This is a genomic window from Streptomyces sp. NPDC057682 (assembly GCF_042799575.1).
Classification (GTDB): domain Bacteria; phylum Actinomycetota; class Actinomycetes; order Streptomycetales; family Streptomycetaceae; genus Streptomyces.
Map to the genome: position 1 here is coordinate 95,288 of NZ_JBHVIN010000018.1, position 17,405 is coordinate 112,692.

The window sequence follows — 17,405 nt, forward strand, 5'->3', positions numbered from 1 at the left end:
GTTAAGCATTACGACTGGCGTCGCAGACACGCAGGTCAGGGGCGCCAGACATCAGGCTCATGCTTCGTCGTGCCTCAACTGCCAGACTTCGTTGGCCATTTGGCTGCCGGGCACGACTGGCATTCCCTACGATGACTGCCGTTGTCCTGTCGTACGGGAGGGCCGAGGAGGGGCGGATGGACTTCACAGGGGCGGGCGAGCCGGATGCGGCTCCCGGGTTGCGGACGGCTGTTGAGATCTACTCCGGCAAGACTGATCGGACGCTGGCGCGGATCTCGGAGCTCGAAGCAGAGCTCGCGGACCTCCGAGTCGAGGCGGCAAAGTACGCGAGCACTCGCGATCAGCTGAGCGAAGCTCTCACCGAGCTCCTCGCGGGTCGCTCGGCGTCGTCCGAGGACGATCAAAGTGCCCAGCAGGAAGCTGACGCGGAGGACGAGGACGGCGATGCGTCCGCCGGCGACGAGTCGGAACCGAGCAAGCCGCCAGAGGAGACGCGTGCCGGGCAGAGCGGGCCTTCACGGTCGCCGTCCGGGCAGTTGATGCAGGCGGTCGAGCAGATCCTCGTGGGCGCCGGACGGCCGATGAAGGTCAAGGACATCACAGAGGCCCTTGGGCGCCCGACCAAGGGCGACGTCGGGCGGGCGCCCATCGAGACGACCCGCGCGACGTGCAAGCGGCTGGTGAAGAACGGCCGTGCCGTGGAGCACCCGGTCGGCGCCTTCGCCGCCCGTCGGGTCACGGAATCGCAGGGAGGGGAGGCCTGACGACGCCGCCCCGAACATGAGATGTCCCCTCCTCCCATTGCGGGGAGAAGGGGACGGGCTCCGTTGAGCTTGGACCCTCTTCGGAACCTATGACGTGGACCCTCGTAGTGGCTCACGCATCCCCGAGGCTAGAGCAATCCGCCTCGCCTCGGGGGCGCGTGGCCTATTTCGTCGTTTCCTGAGACGGGTTTCCCTGGGAACGGGAAGGCCGATTTTCATGCGTACTGCGCATTCCGTCCCGCGGGTACAGCGGGGCAGCGAGGAAATCTTCCAGGCGGGCAACGGTGACGACGTCCGGCCAGCACCGGCCGGCGAGCAGGTCGGCAATGGCCTGACGGTTGACGCAGGATCCCGTAGAGACCTGCCGCAGACTTCGCTTGTCGCGCTCCAGGGCGAGCGCGAGCGCGCGAGCGATGGCCTGGACGACCCTGGCGGCAACATCGTCGACGGCGGAGTCGGGCCAGGATTCCGGATCGCGGGCAAGGTTTCTCGGCGCGGTCTTACGGGCCAAACCTCCGACCATGTCGATGCACTCCTTTCCGTGAAGATCGCCTTCGACGTCTTCACTGGCTGCTTGTCCAGCCGGTTTTGTTGGTCTGTGACACTGAATCCGGAGGTCTCCAGCAAGATCCGCGACTACCGGCCCCGGCTGCCGTATCGGCAGTGGGCGCCGGTCGCCGAGCTGGTGAGAGCCACCGTGGCGGCGACATTTCCGGCCACCTGCTACGCGGCGGAGCATCTGCTGCACGTGATCGGCCGAATTGCGGTCTGGGCGGACCGGAGCGGACTGCCGCGCGACCCGGGAACCTGGCTGCGGACCGAGACGATCGACGCGTTCATCCTGTCGGGCTGCGTGGCGGTGAAGGACTCGACGGTGCTGACCTACCGGACCTGGCTGCGGCGGGCCCGGGAAGCCCTGGTTTGGGTCCAGCGCGGAGAGGCCCCTCCGGCTCGACTTTCCTCGCCCCGTACGCCGCAGCCGCCTTATGAAACCGGGGAGCTGGCGCGCCTGCGGGATTGGGCGAATCATCTGCCGGACCAGGCTCGACTCGACGGCCTCGCGCTCATGGCGCTCGGAGCCGGGTGCGGCCTGATGCCGGGTGAGGTCCCGCCCATGCGAGGCAGCCACGTTCGCGTCACTTCTGGTGGGGTCGCGGTGCTGGAGGAGAAGATGCTCGGCCGGCTCGTGGCGTGTCACTCCGACTGGGAAGGCACGCTGGCCGAGTTGGCAGAGACCTCCGGAACCGGGTTCCTCTTCAGGCCGGGACGGAAGGTCACCGCAGCCAAGAACCTCGTCTCTTCCTGGCCTGCCCGCCATCGGCCTCATGCGGGTCTGCCGCCGCTCTCCGCTCGGCGGTTGCGGTCGACGTGGATCGTCGGCCGGCCTTCCGAGGGCATCAGTCCGGAGGCGGTCGCTTCTGCCGCAGGCATGGCCTCCCCTGCCGGTTTGGCGGGCTACCACCACTGGGTGCCCCCACTGCCCAGGGCGAAGGTGATCCGCTTGCTGCGCGGCCGCCGCTCGTGAGGGCGCGGCCTGAAGCCGACCAGCTGGCCGCCCGCCATGCGCGGCCACGACTGCGTCCTGGAAGGCTCACCGAGATCCCCGACTCCAAGGTCGGCCAGCTGCTGTCTGTCCTCGACCGCTCCGGCCTGCCCCAACAGCTGGAAGATATGCTGCGAGGCCGCCCCGGGCCACCAGGCGTACGGCCGAGGACCGTACTGGCGGGCCTGATGCTCGCCGTGTACTACACGGGCCGAGCCACGGTCTCCGACGCCTGGCAGATCCTGCACTTCCGTCTCCAGCCCGCAGCCCGCGCCTGGCTCGGTATCCCCGAGTTGCCGCCGTCCACGGCACGCGCGTGCATAGCTGCCAGTCGTCGCCTCTACCGAGGGCTGGACCGGATCACCACCGCACTCGACCCGGCACGATGCGACCGGCGCCGGCGCCTGGACCAAGCGGAGGCTGACATCCACTCCGCTGTCTGGGAGGAGGCTGCCGGCCGCACGGCCGCGAACCGGCTCCAAAGGCTGGCGAACGACCTCGTACTGGTCCCGGTCCGGCTGGCACAGCAACGCGGATACATGCGGCACTGGGCCGGTGACGTGGGAGTGGACGCCACCTCGATCCCAGTTCTGGCCAAGCCCGACAGCGACTACTCGGGCACGGCGTCCGTCGAGATCACCGCTGGCTGGCACTTCAGCGGCGGCTCCGACAAGGGCATCTTCGGCTACAGCGCAAGCCTGCTCGTCGCCGCCCACTCCCGCACAGGCGAAGGAGCCGCGAAGGGCCGCCGCGCGCCCTCCTACCCGCAGCTCTGCCTCGGCCTCAGCCTGGACACTCCAACCGTCCGTACGGGCGAGAACGCGGTCACCATGCTGAAGCACATCGCCGAGCTTCGGCTGCCAACAGGCACCTGTGCCGCAGATCGCGCCTACACCGGCTGTTCGCCGGAGAACTTCCAGATCCCCGTACGCCGACTCGGCTACCGCCTCGCTCTGGACTACAAGGCGGCCGACCGCGGTATCCAGGGCAGCTGGCAAGGAGCCGTACTGATCGACGGCTCCCTCGCCTGCCCACACATCCCCAACGCCCTGGCTCAGGCCACTCATGGCATGGACGACAAGACCTTCCGCCGACGGCTCGACGACTTGAAGCCGGTGGTCGCCGAGCGGCTGCCCTACTTCCTCAAGCTCAAGCAGAACGCCGACGCCCGTGGAACCGTGCGCCTGCAATGCCCGGCGGCCGGACCATCCCCTTCGGTGAACTGTCCACGCCGAGAACGCCTCCGCCCTACTCGACCGACCGCCTCGGGCCCGCCTCAGACCGTGCTCAAACTGGCGGATCTCCGCTCCCGCGCCACCCACGCCTCGGCTCGCCCGACCATCCAGCTCCCTGACAGAGAATGGGCGGACCCTCCCGGCAAGGAGGCGCTGCCCGCCATCTGCGGGGCCTCCGCGATCAGCGTCCCCGCCGACGCGGCCGGAGACCTGAAGAACGCCAAGTTCCGGCAGGACAGCCACTACCTCAGCCCCACCTGGGAGCGGATCTACAAGCCGATCCGCTCCCACAACGAGGGCCTCAACGGCCGCCTCAAGGGCGCCTACATGGACATCGGCAACCCGATGCACCGCCGAGCACCCGGCCAGGTGGCCCAGACGATCCTGATCGCGATCATGTTGGCCATCGGAAACCTGGACATCCTGGAAACCTGGCTCTACGAGCGAACCGGCAGCCGCCTTTCCGACGCCGACTTCGATTCCATTCCGGCTGCCCCAGGTCGCGACTCGTCTTCCGCCCCCACACCACTCGACATGGGGCGGCACCCGCCGGCCAGCCTCTGATCGGGCAGCGTCACAGCCGCACAGCACCATCACCAGCCCCGGGCGACCGGGGCCGGTTCGCATGCCCCGGCAGCGGCCAGGCACCTGCCGAGCAACCCGCCAGAACCGATACGCCGCCATCCACCACCCCGAACAGGCATCGAACGACCCCCGAAACGACGAAGATCCCGCCCGATCTTGCGATCGGACGGGATCCCGTCACCGTTCCCGAGCTAACTCAAGAACAGTCGTTGCAGTGGACCTGTGGGGATTTGAACCCCAGACCCCCTCGATGCGAACGAGGTGCGCTACCAGACTGCGCCACAGGCCCTTGCGACGAGTGAAACTCTAGCACCCTCCACGGGGTGGTCGGAAATCCGTTCCGCGCTGGTCAGCCGTGGCGGCGTCGCGGCGGCGGGGGCCGGGGGTCACTCGTTGGCGGCGCGGGGGCGGTCGCCCTCGTCGTACTGGTCGAAGAGGGGGGTGCGGCCGCGTTCGCGGGAGCGGCGGGAGGGGGTGGAGCGCTGGCGGGGGGCCGGGTCCACGGGGGCGGCGGAGGGCTGAGGGGTGGGTTCGGCGGAGGAGGAGCGGGCGGCGCTCCAGGTCTCCGGGTTGCCGACCTCGACGCCGCCGGTGGCGCGGGGGGCGACGGGGGCGGTGACGTAGGTCGGCAGGGGGACGGGGACGGGCTCCCAGCTGTCGCCCTGGGCCCGGCCGCGTTCGCGCTGCTGGTCGACCCACTCCGCGTGGTCCGTCTGCTCGACCAGGGCGCGGCGGCCCGCCTCCTGCGGGGAGACCGCAGGGGTGGGCTCGGGGGCGGGGTGGCGCGTCTCGGCGTCCTCGTCGGTCTCGACGGGGGCGGAGGCAGGCTGGTGGCGGCGGGGGCGGTTCTCGCGCAGCCGCTGGGCGGCGACCTCGGCGCGGCGGCGGTCCATGGTGAAGGCGAACCGGCGCCGTTCCTGGGCGCGCAGATGCACGATGTACGTGCTCAGCAGCACCGCGGGGACCGCGGGGGCCCAGAGGAAGCGGAGTCCGCCGACGGCCGCGACGATCGCGCCGAGCGTGAAGGCGAGGAAGAGGAGCACGGTGGTGCGCCGGCGGCGGGCGAGGACCTGGAGGCGCTGGGCGCGCCGGGCCCGTTCCGCGTCGATGCCGGCGGGGCGTCCCTGACGTTTGCGTCCCGCGCGCCCCGAGGGAGTGCGCTCCGGCGTACGAGCCGGGTCGTGCACCCGTAGCTCGGTGTGCGCCGGGGGCGCGGAAAAGGCCCGGACGTCGACGGAGTCCAGGGAGTCCGTGATCTCGTCCGGGTCGGCGTCGGGCGCCGCCTCCTCCTCGGTGCGCCCCCGCAGCTCCTTGGCGTAACGGCGCTCCATCGCCGCCCGGCCGGACAGCAGCCGGATGGCGGTGCTGAAGCGTTCCGTCGGACGCGCCTCGTTCAGCTCGTCCTGCCTGCGGAGCCACATCGGCACCAAGTAGGCGGCCCAGGCCCCGACAATGACTGCGTAGATGAGGCCGCTGCTGCTCACATCTCACACCGTAGAGGGGTTTGAGTGGAGGCATCCGCCAATTGGCGCGGTGTGTCGCACGATCCGGCTGATATCACGGACTTTTTTTGTGATTGTTCGGATCAACAGTCGGTGTTTGCCTGCACCTTAGCGGTCATCACTCGATCAAATTCGAACACTTATTTTATTCCGTGGCCTGATCCGGCCCCTGCGGCCCCCGCGGGTCCTGCGGACCCTGCGCACCCGCCGGCCGCTGCTGCCGCGACCTGTGCCATCGCCGCAGCAGCCCGTCCGGGGTCTCCTCCGCGGTGAGCGCGTAGATGAGGTGGTCACGCCACGCACCGTCGATGTGGAGATAACGGGGACGCAGCCCCTCCTCGCGGAATCCGAGTTTCTCCACCACCCGGCGGCTCGGCCCGTTCTCCGGACGAATGCACACCTCGATCCGGTGCAGTCCGACCACCTGGAAACAGTGGTCCACGGCGAGCGCCACCGCGGTCGGCATCACCCCGCGCCCGGCCACCGCCTGGTCCACCCAGTGGCCCACATGCCCCGAGCACATCGAGCCCCAGGTGATCCCCGCGACGGTCAACTGCCCGACCAGCCGCCCCTGGTACTCGATCGCGAACGGCAGCATCCGGCCCGCGTTGGCCTCGGACCGCAGATGACGGACCATCTGACGGTACGTGGGACGCTGCGCCACCGGACCGCCCGGGGCCGGCGGCGGCACGGTCGCCTCCCAGGGCCGCAGCCAGTCCCGGTTGCGCCGGTTGACCTCGCGCCACACGCGCTGGTCGCGCACCTTTATCGGCCGGAGGGCGACATCGCCGTCCACCAGGATCACCGGCCAGGTCGGGACGTTCAGCTCGGGCTCCCCGGTCGAGGGTGGTCGCCGCCGCGCAACTGGTCGACGGCGTGCACCAGCAGACGTTCCAGCACCGCGAGGCCGTCGCGCACCCCGCCCGTGGAACCGGGCAGATTGACGATGAGAGTACGCCCGGCCACGCCCGCCACGCCCCGGGACAGCGCCGCCGCCGGGACCTTGTCGCGGCCCTCGGCGCGGATCGCCTCCGGGATGCCGGGCACCTCGTAGTCCAGGACGGAGCGGGTCGCCTCCGGCGTGCGGTCGGTGGGCGAGACGCCGGTGCCGCCGGTGGTCACGACGACGTCGTACGCCTCGGCCACCCCGGTCCGCAGCGCCTCGGCCACCGGATCCCCGTCCGGGACCACGCGCGGCCCCTCGACGGCGAAGCCGAGCCCGGTCAGCGCCTCGGCGATCAGCGGTCCGCCCCTGTCGGCGTAGACCCCGGCCGCGGCACGGTTCGAGGCGGTCACCACGAGGGCGCGGTAGCCGCCCGCGGCCGGTTCCGGGGCGCTCACGCGTCCGCTCCGCCGGAGGCGGGACGGCGGTAGTCGCCGGACTTGCCGCCCGACTTCGCCTCGACCCGGACATCGGTGATGACGGCCGACTTGTCCACGGCCTTGATCATGTCGACGACGGTCAGTCCGGCCACCGACACCGCGGTCAGGGCCTCCATCTCCACCCCGGTGCGGTCCGTGGTCTTCACGGTCGCCGTGATCTCGACGGCGTCGTCGGCCACGGACAGGTCGACCGTGACACCGGAGACGGCGAGGGGGTGGCAGAGGGGGATGAGATCCGGGGTGCGCTTGGCCCCCATGATCCCGGCGATGCGCGCGGTGGCGAGGGCATCGCCCTTGGGGACGCCCTCGCCCCTGAGCAGTTCGATGACGCGCGGCGAGACGAGGACCCGGCCGCTGGCGCGGGCGACGCGCGCGGTGACGTCCTTCGCCGAGACGTCGACCATACGGGCGGCGCCCGCCTCGTCGATGTGCGTCAGCCTGTTCTGCGTACTCAAAACCAAGTCCGCCTAGCGGGTAGGGGCGCCGGTGGCCCCGGGGCCGCACCGGGTGCGGTCCGGGGTCCGGGGGGTGTCCCCGGACGGCACAGCGGCAGACACCGTACCGCCACCGGGCGGCGGTCAGCGGAGCAGGATCACCTCGGTGTCCGCGCCGGGCTCCGCGGAGGTGACGTCCTCGGGCAGCACGATCAGCGCGTCCGCCTGGGCCAGCGCGGCGATCAGATGCGATCCGGAACCGCCGACCGGGGCGACCGTGCCGGCCTCCGCGTCGTACGTCCCGCGCAGGAACTGCCGCTTGCCGGACGGCGAGGACAGGGCCTTCCCGGTGTCCAGGGCCGCCCGCGCGGTGGGGCGGCTGACATCGGGCAGGCCCATCAGCGTGCGGATCGCGGGACGGACGAACAGTTCGAACGAGACATAACTGGAGACCGGATTGCCCGGCAGCGCCAGCAGCGGGGTGTGGTCGGGGCCGATGGCACCGAAGCCCTGCGGTTTGCCGGGCTGCATGGCCAGCTTGCGGAAGTCCACGCTGCCGCCCGGCCCGTCCTCGTCGCCCACCGAGGACAGCGCCTCCTTGACCACGTCGTACGCGCCGACGCTGACGCCGCCCGTGGTGACCACGAGGTCGGCGCGGATCAGCTGGTCCTCGATGGTGGCGCGCAGTTCGTCCGCGTCGTCGGTGACGGCGCCCACCCGGTACGCGATCGCTCCGGCGTCGCGCGCGGCGGCCGTCAGGGCGAAGCTGTTGGAGTCGTAGATCCGGCCGCCGGTCAGCTCCTCGCCGGGCTGCACCAGCTCGCTGCCGGTGGAGATCACCACGACGCGCGGCCGGGGCCGCACCTTCACCGTGGAGCGGCCGATCGCGGCGAGCAGCCCGATCTGCGGCGGCCCGATCACGGCGCCGGCGCGCAGCGCCAGATCGCCGGGGCGCACGTCGCTGCCCCGGTCCCGGACATGGGCCCGCGCCTCCACGGGGCGGTGCACCCGCACCTCACCGGCCGCGTCCTCCGGCGCGTCGCTGTGGGCGCGCATGGTGGCGGCCGGACCGCCGCCCGTACCGCCGTCGGTCCACTCCACCGGGACCACCGCCTCGGCGCCCTCCGGCAGCGGGGCGCCCGTCATGATCCGGGCGGCCTCCCCCGGCCCGAGCCGGCGCCCGTCCCGCAGTCCGGCGTCGCCCGCCGCGACGTCCCCGACGACGGTGAGCACGGCGGGGAACTCCTCGCTCGCGCCCGCGACATCGGCGATCCGGACCGCGTACCCGTCCATCGAGCTGTTGTCGAAGGGCGGCAGGGCGATCTCCACCACGACGTCCTCGACCAGGACGCAGCCCTGGGCCTCGGGCAGTTGCAGCTCGATGGGTTCGAGCGGCCTCACCGCGGCGAGGATGTCGTCCAGATGCTCGTCCACCGACCAGATCGTGCTGCTCAAGGTCCTACATCTCCTCCGTGACATAACTGCGCAGCCAGGTCCGGAAGTCCGGGCCCAGGTCCTCACGTTCGCACGCGAGTCTGACAATGGCACGGAGGTAGTCGCTCCGGTCGCCGGTGTCATAGCGGCGGCCCTGGAAGACGACGCCGTGGACCGGGCCGCCGACCTTGTCGTCCGCCGCGAGCAGTTGCAGCGCGTCGGTCAGCTGGATCTCGTTGCCCCGGCCCGGCTCGGTCCTGCGCAGTATCCCGAAGACGGCGGGGTCCAGGACATAGCGGCCGATGATGGCCAGGTTGCTGGGCGCGTCGGCCGGTTCGGGCTTCTCGACCAGGCCGGTGATCCGCAGGACGTCGGCCTCTGCGGTCGGCTCCACGGCCGCACAGCCGTACTGGTGGATCAGGGCGGACGGGACCTCCATCAGGGCGATCACGCTGCCGCCCTCGCGCTCCTGGACCTCGGCCATCCGCGTCAGCAGCGGGTCGCGCGGATCGATCAGGTCGTCGCCGAGCAGAACCGCGAACGGCTGGTCGCCGACGTGCGGTTCCGCGCACAGGACCGCGTGCCCGAGGCCGCGCGGGTCGCCCTGGCGGACGTAGTGCATGGTGGCGAGGTCGCTCGACTCCTGGACCTTGCGCAGCCGTTCCCCGTCCCCCTTGCGGGTGAGGGCCGACTCCAGCTCGTAGTTCCGGTCGAAGTGGTCCTCCAGAGGACGCTTGTTGCGACCGGTGATCATCAGGACGTCGGTGAGCCCGGCGGCGACCGCCTCTTCGACGACGTACTGGATGGCAGGCTTGTCGACGACAGGCAGCATCTCCTTGGGAGTGGCCTTGGTGGCCGGCAGGAAGCGGGTCCCGAGGCCCGCCGCCGGGATGACGGCCTTGCTGATCCTGGGGTTCGACTGGGTCATGCGCAGAACCATATCCGGGGCACATGGGCGGAAGATGAGTCTCCGGTTAACTTTGTACTCATATATGTCTGTACGTACGGCACGGAGGTGCCCCGTTGAACTCCGACATGTCCGCAAAGGCGCTCTTGCGGCGTGAACTGCTCGCCGCACGCGGGCGCCTGACCCCCGAGGAGGTGGCGGAGGCCGCCGAGGCCCTCGCCCGCCGGGCCCCCGAACTCCCGGAGCTGGCCGGGGCCCGGACCGTCGCCGCCTATGTCTCGGTGGGGCGCGAACCGGGCACCCGCGCCCTGCTGGACACCCTGCGCGCCCGGGGCGTCCGCGTCCTTCTCCCGGTACTCCTGCCGGACAACGACCTGGACTGGGCGCCCTACGAGGGTGCGGAGCGACTGAAACGGGCGGGCCGCGGACTGCTGGAGCCCTCCGGCACCCGACTCGGCGCCGATGCCGTGCTGGCCGCCGACGCCGTGCTGCTGCCGGGGCTCGCCGTCGACGAGCGCGGAATGCGGCTCGGCCGGGGCGGCGGCAGCTACGACCGGGTGCTCGCCCGGCTGGCCGCCGCCGGGGCCCATCCGGCGCTGGTCGTCCTGCTCTACGACGACGAGGTGACCGCGCGGGTCCCCGAGGAACCGCACGACCACCCCGTGGACGCCGTGGTCACACCGTCCGGCGCCCGGCGATTCGCCGAGCACTGACATCCGATGAGAGCGGTGCTCCGGTTTGGGATCAGTGCCCGGAATGCGAGCGGTGCTCCGATCGGCGATCGGCGCTCCGGTTCGGGATGGGTGCCCAAAATGTGAGCAGTGCTCCGATCAGTGATCAGCGCCCCACCTCCGGAGCAGCGCTCCGATCAAGAGCGCTGCTCCGGTCGATGACTACGGCTTCAGCGTCAGCGTGTCCTTCGTGGAGCTCGCCACCGCGTTGGTCCCGAAGGACCAGTCGATCAGTTCGCCGTTGACCCACTTGTCGGTCTGGTCGGTGTAGTGGGCGCTGAAGGCGTGACCGGAGGCACCGGTCAGGTTGATCCAGCGGGACTTGTCCCAGTCCCCCACGTTGACGACCATCCGCATCGACGGGACCCAGACGACCTCGTAGCCGCCCGCCGCGTTCCAGCCGGTGGCGTCCACCGCGGCCTCGCCGCCGCCCAGGTTCCAGGGGCCGCGGTTGAGGAGCCGCTGGAGCAGTCCGGGGCCCTCCTTGCCGAGGGTCTGGTTCTTCAGGGTCAGCTGGTGCAGGCGGCCCCAGCTCCAGGTGGTGATGTCCTTGCCGAGCTTGGCGGTCAGCTCCCAGCGGGCGTCCTCCATGGCGCGGGCGAACAGCTCGTCGCGGCTGTCGGTCGCCTTGTCCTTGCGGTTCGCCGGGGTCTTCCACCACGCGCTGTCCGGCTTGTCCATGAGGTCGGCCACGACCTGGTACCAGCGGTCGCCGCCGTCCGGCTGGGCCGAGTCGGGGGCGCGCTTGCCGCACTCGCGGACCAGCTTCTTCTGTTCGTCGACCGGTCCGGAGCTCTTGGCCGGGGGCACGTTCAGGCACTCGCCCTCGACGCGCAGTTCCTTGGGCAGCTTGTCGCCGAAGGCCAGCTTGAGGATGTTGCGCCAGACCCCGTTGAAGTAGGCGGCGGCGGCCGAGTCGGCCTCCTGGGTGTAGTCCCAGCCCTCCAGCAGCTTCTGCGCCTCGCGGACGTGCTTGTCCGAGATGTTGATCTTCAGCAGCTCGGGCACCAGCAGCGCGGCGATCTCGCTGGTGTTGTCCATCTGCATCTTCTGCATGTCTTCGGTCGAGATCTTGCCGCCGCCCTTGATCTTCGACTCGATGAGGTCGTTGATCCGCTGGCTGCGGCTGCCGTAGCCCCAGTCCTGGGTGAGCAGGTAGGGGTAGGTGTCCTTGTCGATGACCGCCTGGTTGGCCGTGACGATGTAGCCCCGCTCGGGGTCGTACTCGTAGGGCAGCTCGTCGAAGGGGATCGGGTCCTTCTTCCAGCCGTACGAGGAGGACCAGCCGGGGCTGGGCATCGAACCGTCGCCGGACTTGCGGACCGGGATCTTGCCGGGTGCCTGGTAGCCGATGTGGCCCTTGGTGTCGGCGTAGATCAGGTTCTGCGAGGGGACCTCGAAGTGGGCGGCGGCCGCCCGGAAGGTGGTGAAGTCCTTGGCGCGGTTGAGCTCGAAGACGGCGTCCATGGAGTGGCCGGGGTCGAGCGCGGTCCAGCGGAGTGCCACTCCGTAGCCGTCCGCGCGGTCGGGCGCCGCGTTGGTGACGGGTGCCTTCTGGCCGACCTTCTCCAGTTCGGAGCTGCGGTCGGAGACCAGGGGGCCGTTGTTCGTCTCGCGGACGGTGATGTGCCGGTCCTTGCCGCCGGCGACCTTGATGGTCTCCTCGCGGGTGGTGAACGGCTTGGTCTTGCCGTCGTACAGGTAGCCGTCCTCGGACACCTTCTCCAGGAAGAGGTCGGTCACGTCGGCGCCGAGGTTGGTGAAGCCCCAGGCGATGTCCTGGTTGTGGCCGATGATCACGCCGGGCATGCCGGAGAACGTGTAGCCCGCGGTGTCGTACGTGCAGGCGTCCGAGACGGCGCGGCAGTGCAGCCCCATCTGGTACCAGAGCGAGGGCAGCTGCGGGGCCAGGTGCGGGTCGTTCGCCAGCAGCGGCTTGTCGGTGGTCGTGTACTTGCCGGACACGACCCAGGAGTTGGAGCCGATGCCCGTGCCGTTCGGGCCGAGCAGGGCGGGGATCTGGTCCAGGGTGTCGGAGAGCGAGCCGAGCTGCGAGGTCAGGCCCTCGACGGCACCCTGCGCGGTGGCCGAGCCGGTGCCGGAGGACGGCTTCGCCTCGGGGTCGAACTTCCCGGTGACCGGCGAGATCCCGCCCTGGTCGACGATCGGCCGGTGCTTCTCGTACGGGTAGGGCGGGTACAGGTCCTCGATCTGCTCGGCGTCGAGCCGGCTCGTCATCAGCGAGCGGTCGATCTCGTCCTGCATGTTGCCGCGCAGGTCCCAGGCCATCGCCTTCAGCCAGGCGACCGAGTCGACGGGCGTCCACTCGGTGGGCTTGTAGTCGTTGGTGAGGCCGAGGGCGGCGTACTCGACGGAGATGTCCGCGCCGTCGCGCCCCTTGAGGTAGGCGTTCACGCCGTCCGCGTACGCCTGGAGGTTCTTCTTGGTGTCGTCGGACAGGACGGTGTCGTACTCCTCCTGAGCGACCTTGCGCCACCCCAGGGTGCGCAGGAACGAGTCCGTCTCGACCTGACCGGAGCCGAACATCTCGGAGAGGCGGCCCGCGGTCAGATGACGGCGGACGTCCATCTCCCAGAAGCGGTCCTGCGCGTGGACGAAGCCCTGGGCGCGGAAGAGGTCGGCGTCGGAGTCCGCGTAGATCTGCGGGATGCCGTAACCGTCGCGCTTCACCTCGACGTTGGCGTCGAGGCCGGGCAGCTTCAGCGTCCCGTTGGTCTGCGGGTACGAGGCGCGCACGGTGGACACCGACCAGTACGTCCCGTAACCGAGGCCCGCGACGAGCGCCAGGACCAGCACGATCACGATCAGGCGGGCGCGTCGCCCTTTCTTCTTGCCGGTCCCACCGCCGGCGGTACCGGTGGTGCCGGAAGAGGCGATTGTGTTGGCGGGCATCGCTGTCCTTCGAGGGGCAGGGTCCTGGGAGTGCAGGAGCAACCATAGGCGCAGCGTCGAGGCCGGTCCGACGCGGTATCGGGATGGTTCGAATTGCGTAGCGATCGTACGAATACTCGAACGCATCAAGAAAGCGTTAAAGATTAGGTAAGGTAACGAAGTACTGGCCGCCGGAAGTCGTTCCGGCAGGCGTACGCGGGAAAGGACCGGCCACTGACTGTCCACACGCTCAACGAACTCCTGCTCGTCTGCTCGCTCGTCCTGCTCGTCGCGGTGGCGGCGGTGCGCATCTCGTCGCGCAGCGGGCTCCCCAGCCTGCTCCTGTACCTCGGCATCGGTGTCGCCATGGGCCAGGACGGGCTCTTCGACGTCAAGTTCGACAACGCGGAACTGACGCAGGTGATCGGCTACGCGGCCCTGGTCGTGATCCTCGCCGAGGGCGGCCTCGGCACGAAGTGGAAGGAGATCAGACCGGCGCTGCCCGCCGCCGCCGTGCTCTCCCTCGTCGGCGTCGGGGTGAGCGTGGGCGTGACCGCGGCCGGGGCGCACTACCTGGTCGGTCTGGAGTGGCGGCAGGCGCTGATCATCGGCGCGGTCGTCTCCTCCACGGACGCCGCCGCGGTCTTCTCCGTGCTGCGCAAGGTGCCGCTGCCCTCCCGGGTGACCGGTGTCCTGGAGGCCGAGTCCGGGTTCAACGACGCCCCCGTGGTGATCCTCGTGGTGGCCTTCTCCACCCGCGGTCCGGTCGACAGCTGGTACGTGCTGATCGGCGAGATAGCCCTGGAGCTGGCGATCGGCGCGGCCGTGGGCATCGCCGTCGGCTGGCTCGGCTCGTACGGGCTGCGCCATGTGGCGCTGCCCGCCTCCGGCCTCTACCCGATCGCCGTGATGGCCATCGCGGTCTCGGCGTACGCGGCCGGCGCGATGCTCCACGGAAGCGGGTTCCTCGCCGTCTACCTGGCCGCGATGATCCTCGGCAACGCCAAGCTGCCGCACTGGCCGGCCACCCGCGGGTTCGCCGACGGGCTCGGCTGGCTGGCCCAGATCGGCATGTTCGTCCTGCTCGGACTGCTGGTCACCCCGCACGACCTGGTCGACGACTTCTGGCCCGCGATCATCGTGGGCCTGGTGCTGACCGTGGTGGCCCGGCCGCTGGAGGTCTTCGTCTCGCTGGCACCGTTCCGGCTGCCCTGGCAGGAGAAGGCCCTGATGTCCTGGGCCGGGCTGCGCGGTGCCGTCCCCATCATCCTGGCGACCATCCCCATGGTGTCCGGGATCGAGGGCTCCACCCGCGTCTTCAACATCGTCTTCGTCCTCGTCGTCGTCTACACCCTCATCCAGGGGCCGACGCTGCCCTGGCTGGCCAAGTCCCTGCGGATCGCCGAGGACCCCTCCGAGGCCGCCGACCTGGGCATCGAATCGGCGCCCCTGGAGCGGCTGCGCGGCCATCTGCTGTCGGTCGCCATCCCGGCGAAGTCGAAGATGCACGGCGTCGAGGTGGGCGAGCTGCGGCTGCCCTCGGGGGCCGCGGTGACGCTGGTCGTCCGCGACGGCAAGAGCTTCGTGCCCGCGCCGGCCACCGTGCTGCGCCGCGGGGACGAGCTGCTCGTCGTGACCACCGACCCGGTCCGCGACGCCACCGAGGCCCGGCTGCGCGCGATCGGCGAGGGCGGCAAGCTGGCCGGCTGGCTGGGAACCGGAACGGGCGCGGCAGGCCCGGAAGCGCTCACCGGCCCGCATATGGCAGGCGCGCTCAAGGCCGTCAAGAAGCTGAGCCGGAGCGAGGAGAGCAGGAAACCGGAATCCGGAAAGCGCGAGTCCGGGACCCGGAAGCCGGCCCAGCGCCACTCCGAGCCGCACGAGGAGAAGGCGCATCACTGAGACGGGGTGCACCACTGAGACGGGGTGCACCCACCGAGGGCACACCCCCGAGTCAGGGCACACCCTGAGGCACGGTGTGCGCGGGCAGCGGCCGGAGGGGCGCCGGATCCGCTGCCTGTAGCATGAAGGGACGTAATCAGGTCCGCCGGAGCCACCCGTTCCGTGCGGACCGCCGCATGAACCACCAACTCTGCCTGACGCAGAGCTGGCGCGACCGTATGGCGGTCGTGGCGTCCTCCGCCTCTGCTGCGAGCGCCCGGCATCTACCGCAGTTCCGCGCGAAGAGGACAGCTCTCGGCAGCTCCCGACCGGGCCCGCACCCCCGTGCCGGTCCGCCCCGCGGGAGCACGGCCACCAGGCGGCGGAAAGGCATGGACCGTGGCGTCCACGGTCTCCGAGCGCCCCGGATACGGGCAGCTGCTGCGCACCCCGGGTGCGTGGACCTTCCTTCTGCCGGGCTTCGCCGCACGGCAGCCCTTCGCGATGCTGACCATCGGCATCGTGCTGCTCGTCCAGCACACCACCGGCTCCTACGGCAGCGCGGGTGCCGTCGCCGCCGTGACCGGTGTCTCCATGGCCCTGTTCGCCCCGCAGACCGGCAAGCTCGCCGACCGCTTCGGCCAGCGCGCCGTGCTGGTGCCCGGCGTCCTCGTGCACGCCGCCTCGGTCTCCGGGCTGACCGCGCTGGCGCTGGCGGACGCCCCGATGTGGGCGCTGTTCGCCGCTGCCGTCCCGACCGGTGCGTCGGTGCCGCAGATCGGGCCGATGGTCCGGGCCCGTTGGGCGGCCGTGCTCGGTGCGGGGCCGGGCCGGGAGGCCTCGCCGCTGCTGGCGACGGCGGCGGCGTTCGAGTCGGTGACGGACGAGTTCACGTTCGTCATCGGACCCGTGCTCGCCACCGCGCTGTGCACCGGCGTGCACCCTGCGGCCGGGCTGATCGCCGAGGCCGCCCTGACCCTGGCCGGCGGACTGCTCTTCGCCGCCCGGCGCGCCACCCAGCCGCCGGTCCGCCCGGCGCCCGCCGCCGGATCGCCCCGCCACGCCTCCGCGCTGTCCGTCCCGGGCGTCCGGGTGCTCGCCGTGGCCTTCCTCGGGATCGGCGCGGTCTTCGGCGGGATGCAGGTCTCGCTGACCGCCTTCGCCGAGGAGATCGGCAGCCCCGGTGCGAACGGTCTGCTGTACGGGATCTTCGCGGCCGGCAACATGCTGGCCGGGATCGCCTGCGGCGCGATCGCCTGGAAGAGCGGGCCGAGGCGCCGGCTGATCGCCGGGTACACGGCGCTGGCCCTCACCGCGTCGGGGCTGTGGGCCGTGCACTCGGTGCCGCTGCTGGCCGGGCTCGGACTGCTGGTCGGCCTCTCCATCGCCCCCGCCCTGATCAGCGGCTACACCCTCGTGGAGGCCCTGGTCCCGGGGACCGCGCGGACCGAGGCGTTCACCTGGCTCACGGGCTCGGTCGCGCTCGGCCAGGCGGCGGCCGTGACGGTGGCCGGACGGCTCGCCGACGCCCATGGGGCGAGCACCGGATTCCTGGTGCCGTTGGTGGGTACGGCCCTCGCTCTGGTGACCCTGGTGACGCTGCGGTCCCGGCTGCTGCCGAGGGACCGGGGGCGGACCGTGGCACGTGGGATCGGTCACCGCGGGCCGGTCACGGTGGACTGATCCCGCGGAATACGTCACTATGGAGCGTCGTTAGCACTCATCGAGTAAGAGTGCCAGGAGGAACAAGTGCCGACCTACCAGTACCAGTGCACCGAGTGTGGCGAGGGCCTCGAAGCGGTGCAGAAGTTCACCGATGACGCCCTCACGGTGTGCCCGAACTGCAACGGACGCCTGAAGAAGGTGTTCTCGGCGGTCGGCATCGTCTTCAAGGGCTCCGGTTTCTACCGGAACGACAGCCGCGGCTCCTCGTCGAGCAGCACGCCCGCCTCGACCACCTCGAAGGGCTCCGGCTCCTCGGGCTCCGGTACGGACGCGAAGTCGTCGGCCACCGCGTCGGCCTCGTCCTCCGGATCGTCCGGCTCCTCGACGTCGTCCTCGTCGTCCTCCGCCTCGTCGAGCGGTTCGTCGGCCGCCTGAGCAGCGCGCACCCC

The 17,405-nt window shown here is 70.8% G+C and carries 14 protein-coding genes and 1 tRNA gene; 7 read left to right on the forward strand and 8 right to left on the reverse strand.

Going from position 1 to position 17,405, the window contains the following annotated elements; genetic code table 11:
- Positions 1 to 176 precede the first annotated feature (176 nt).
- The 3 genes from ACFVDM_RS29540 (at position 177) to ACFVDM_RS29550 (ending at position 4,106) form a co-directional block, all read left to right on the forward strand.
- Positions 177 to 764, forward strand: a complete 588-nt coding sequence (locus tag ACFVDM_RS29540; protein ID WP_383647057.1) for a hypothetical protein — start codon at positions 177 to 179, stop codon at positions 762 to 764.
- 217 nt (positions 765 to 981) lie between these two features.
- Positions 982 to 2,289, forward strand: coding sequence for a hypothetical protein (locus ACFVDM_RS29545; protein WP_383647064.1), 1,308 nt, complete (start codon positions 982 to 984; stop codon positions 2,287 to 2,289).
- Between the two features lie 206 nt (positions 2,290 to 2,495).
- Entirely contained in the window at positions 2,496 to 4,106 is a 1,611-nt protein-coding gene (locus ACFVDM_RS29550) for a hypothetical protein (protein ID WP_383647069.1), read from the forward strand.
- 236 nt (positions 4,107 to 4,342) lie between these two features.
- Here the strand turns inward: ACFVDM_RS29550 and ACFVDM_RS29555 are convergent.
- The 7 genes from ACFVDM_RS29555 to galU all read right to left on the reverse strand — a co-directional run bounded on the left by ACFVDM_RS29555 (position 4,343) and on the right by galU (position 9,808).
- Positions 4,343 to 4,416 (reverse strand) — tRNA-Ala (locus ACFVDM_RS29555).
- A 97-nt stretch (positions 4,417 to 4,513) separates the two neighbouring features.
- Positions 4,514 to 5,611, reverse strand: a complete 1,098-nt coding sequence (glpR, locus tag ACFVDM_RS29560; RefSeq protein WP_383647075.1) for a gephyrin-like molybdotransferase receptor GlpR — start codon at positions 5,609 to 5,611, stop codon at positions 4,514 to 4,516.
- 163 nt (positions 5,612 to 5,774) lie between these two features.
- Complete coding sequence (locus ACFVDM_RS29565; RefSeq protein ID WP_383647079.1) at positions 5,775 to 6,434, reverse strand: GNAT family N-acetyltransferase; 660 nt, start codon at positions 6,432 to 6,434, stop codon at positions 5,775 to 5,777.
- Positions 6,435 to 6,451: 17 nt separating this feature from the next.
- The gene (locus ACFVDM_RS29570) at positions 6,452 to 6,970 is read right to left on the reverse strand and encodes a molybdenum cofactor biosynthesis protein B (RefSeq protein WP_383647082.1); all 519 of its coding nucleotides are present in this window, start codon (positions 6,968 to 6,970) and stop codon (positions 6,452 to 6,454) included.
- Positions 6,967 to 7,467 carry a cyclic pyranopterin monophosphate synthase MoaC gene (moaC, locus tag ACFVDM_RS29575; protein WP_383647087.1) on the reverse strand — a complete coding sequence of 167 codons (501 nt, stop codon included), beginning with the start codon at positions 7,465 to 7,467 and terminating at the stop codon, positions 6,967 to 6,969. Before moaC ends, ACFVDM_RS29570 begins: the two co-directional genes overlap by 4 nt.
- A 123-nt stretch (positions 7,468 to 7,590) precedes the next feature.
- Complete coding sequence (glp, locus tag ACFVDM_RS29580) at positions 7,591 to 8,901, reverse strand: gephyrin-like molybdotransferase Glp (RefSeq protein WP_383647090.1); 1,311 nt, start codon at positions 8,899 to 8,901, stop codon at positions 7,591 to 7,593.
- Between the two features lie 4 nt (positions 8,902 to 8,905).
- Entirely contained in the window at positions 8,906 to 9,808 is a 903-nt protein-coding gene (gene galU, locus ACFVDM_RS29585) for a UTP--glucose-1-phosphate uridylyltransferase GalU (RefSeq protein ID WP_383647094.1), read from the reverse strand.
- Between the two features lie 107 nt (positions 9,809 to 9,915).
- Here galU and ACFVDM_RS29590 point away from each other — a divergent pair, with 107 nt between their 5' ends.
- Entirely contained in the window at positions 9,916 to 10,500 is a 585-nt protein-coding gene (locus tag ACFVDM_RS29590; protein ID WP_383647097.1) for a 5-formyltetrahydrofolate cyclo-ligase, read from the forward strand.
- Positions 10,501 to 10,680: 180 nt separating this feature from the next.
- Here ACFVDM_RS29590 and ACFVDM_RS29595 read toward each other — a convergent pair whose 3' ends face one another.
- Positions 10,681 to 13,431, reverse strand: coding sequence for a penicillin acylase family protein (locus ACFVDM_RS29595; RefSeq protein ID WP_383647102.1), 2,751 nt, complete (start codon positions 13,429 to 13,431; stop codon positions 10,681 to 10,683).
- A 273-nt stretch (positions 13,432 to 13,704) separates the two neighbouring features.
- On the opposite strand from ACFVDM_RS29595, the gene ACFVDM_RS29600 reads away from it, so the two are divergent.
- The 3 genes from ACFVDM_RS29600 (at position 13,705) to ACFVDM_RS29610 (ending at position 17,391) form a co-directional block, all read left to right on the forward strand.
- Positions 13,705 to 15,312 (forward strand): potassium/proton antiporter, encoded by a 1,608-nt coding sequence (locus tag ACFVDM_RS29600; RefSeq protein ID WP_383647105.1) that lies wholly within the window; start codon positions 13,705 to 13,707, stop codon positions 15,310 to 15,312.
- Between the two features lie 378 nt (positions 15,313 to 15,690).
- Positions 15,691 to 16,974 carry an MFS transporter gene (locus ACFVDM_RS29605; protein WP_383647109.1) on the forward strand — a complete coding sequence of 428 codons (1,284 nt, stop codon included), beginning with the start codon at positions 15,691 to 15,693 and terminating at the stop codon, positions 16,972 to 16,974.
- 66 nt (positions 16,975 to 17,040) lie between these two features.
- Complete coding sequence (locus tag ACFVDM_RS29610) at positions 17,041 to 17,391, forward strand: FmdB family zinc ribbon protein (RefSeq protein WP_383647113.1); 351 nt, start codon at positions 17,041 to 17,043, stop codon at positions 17,389 to 17,391.
- The last annotated feature ends 14 nt before the right edge of the window (positions 17,392 to 17,405 follow it).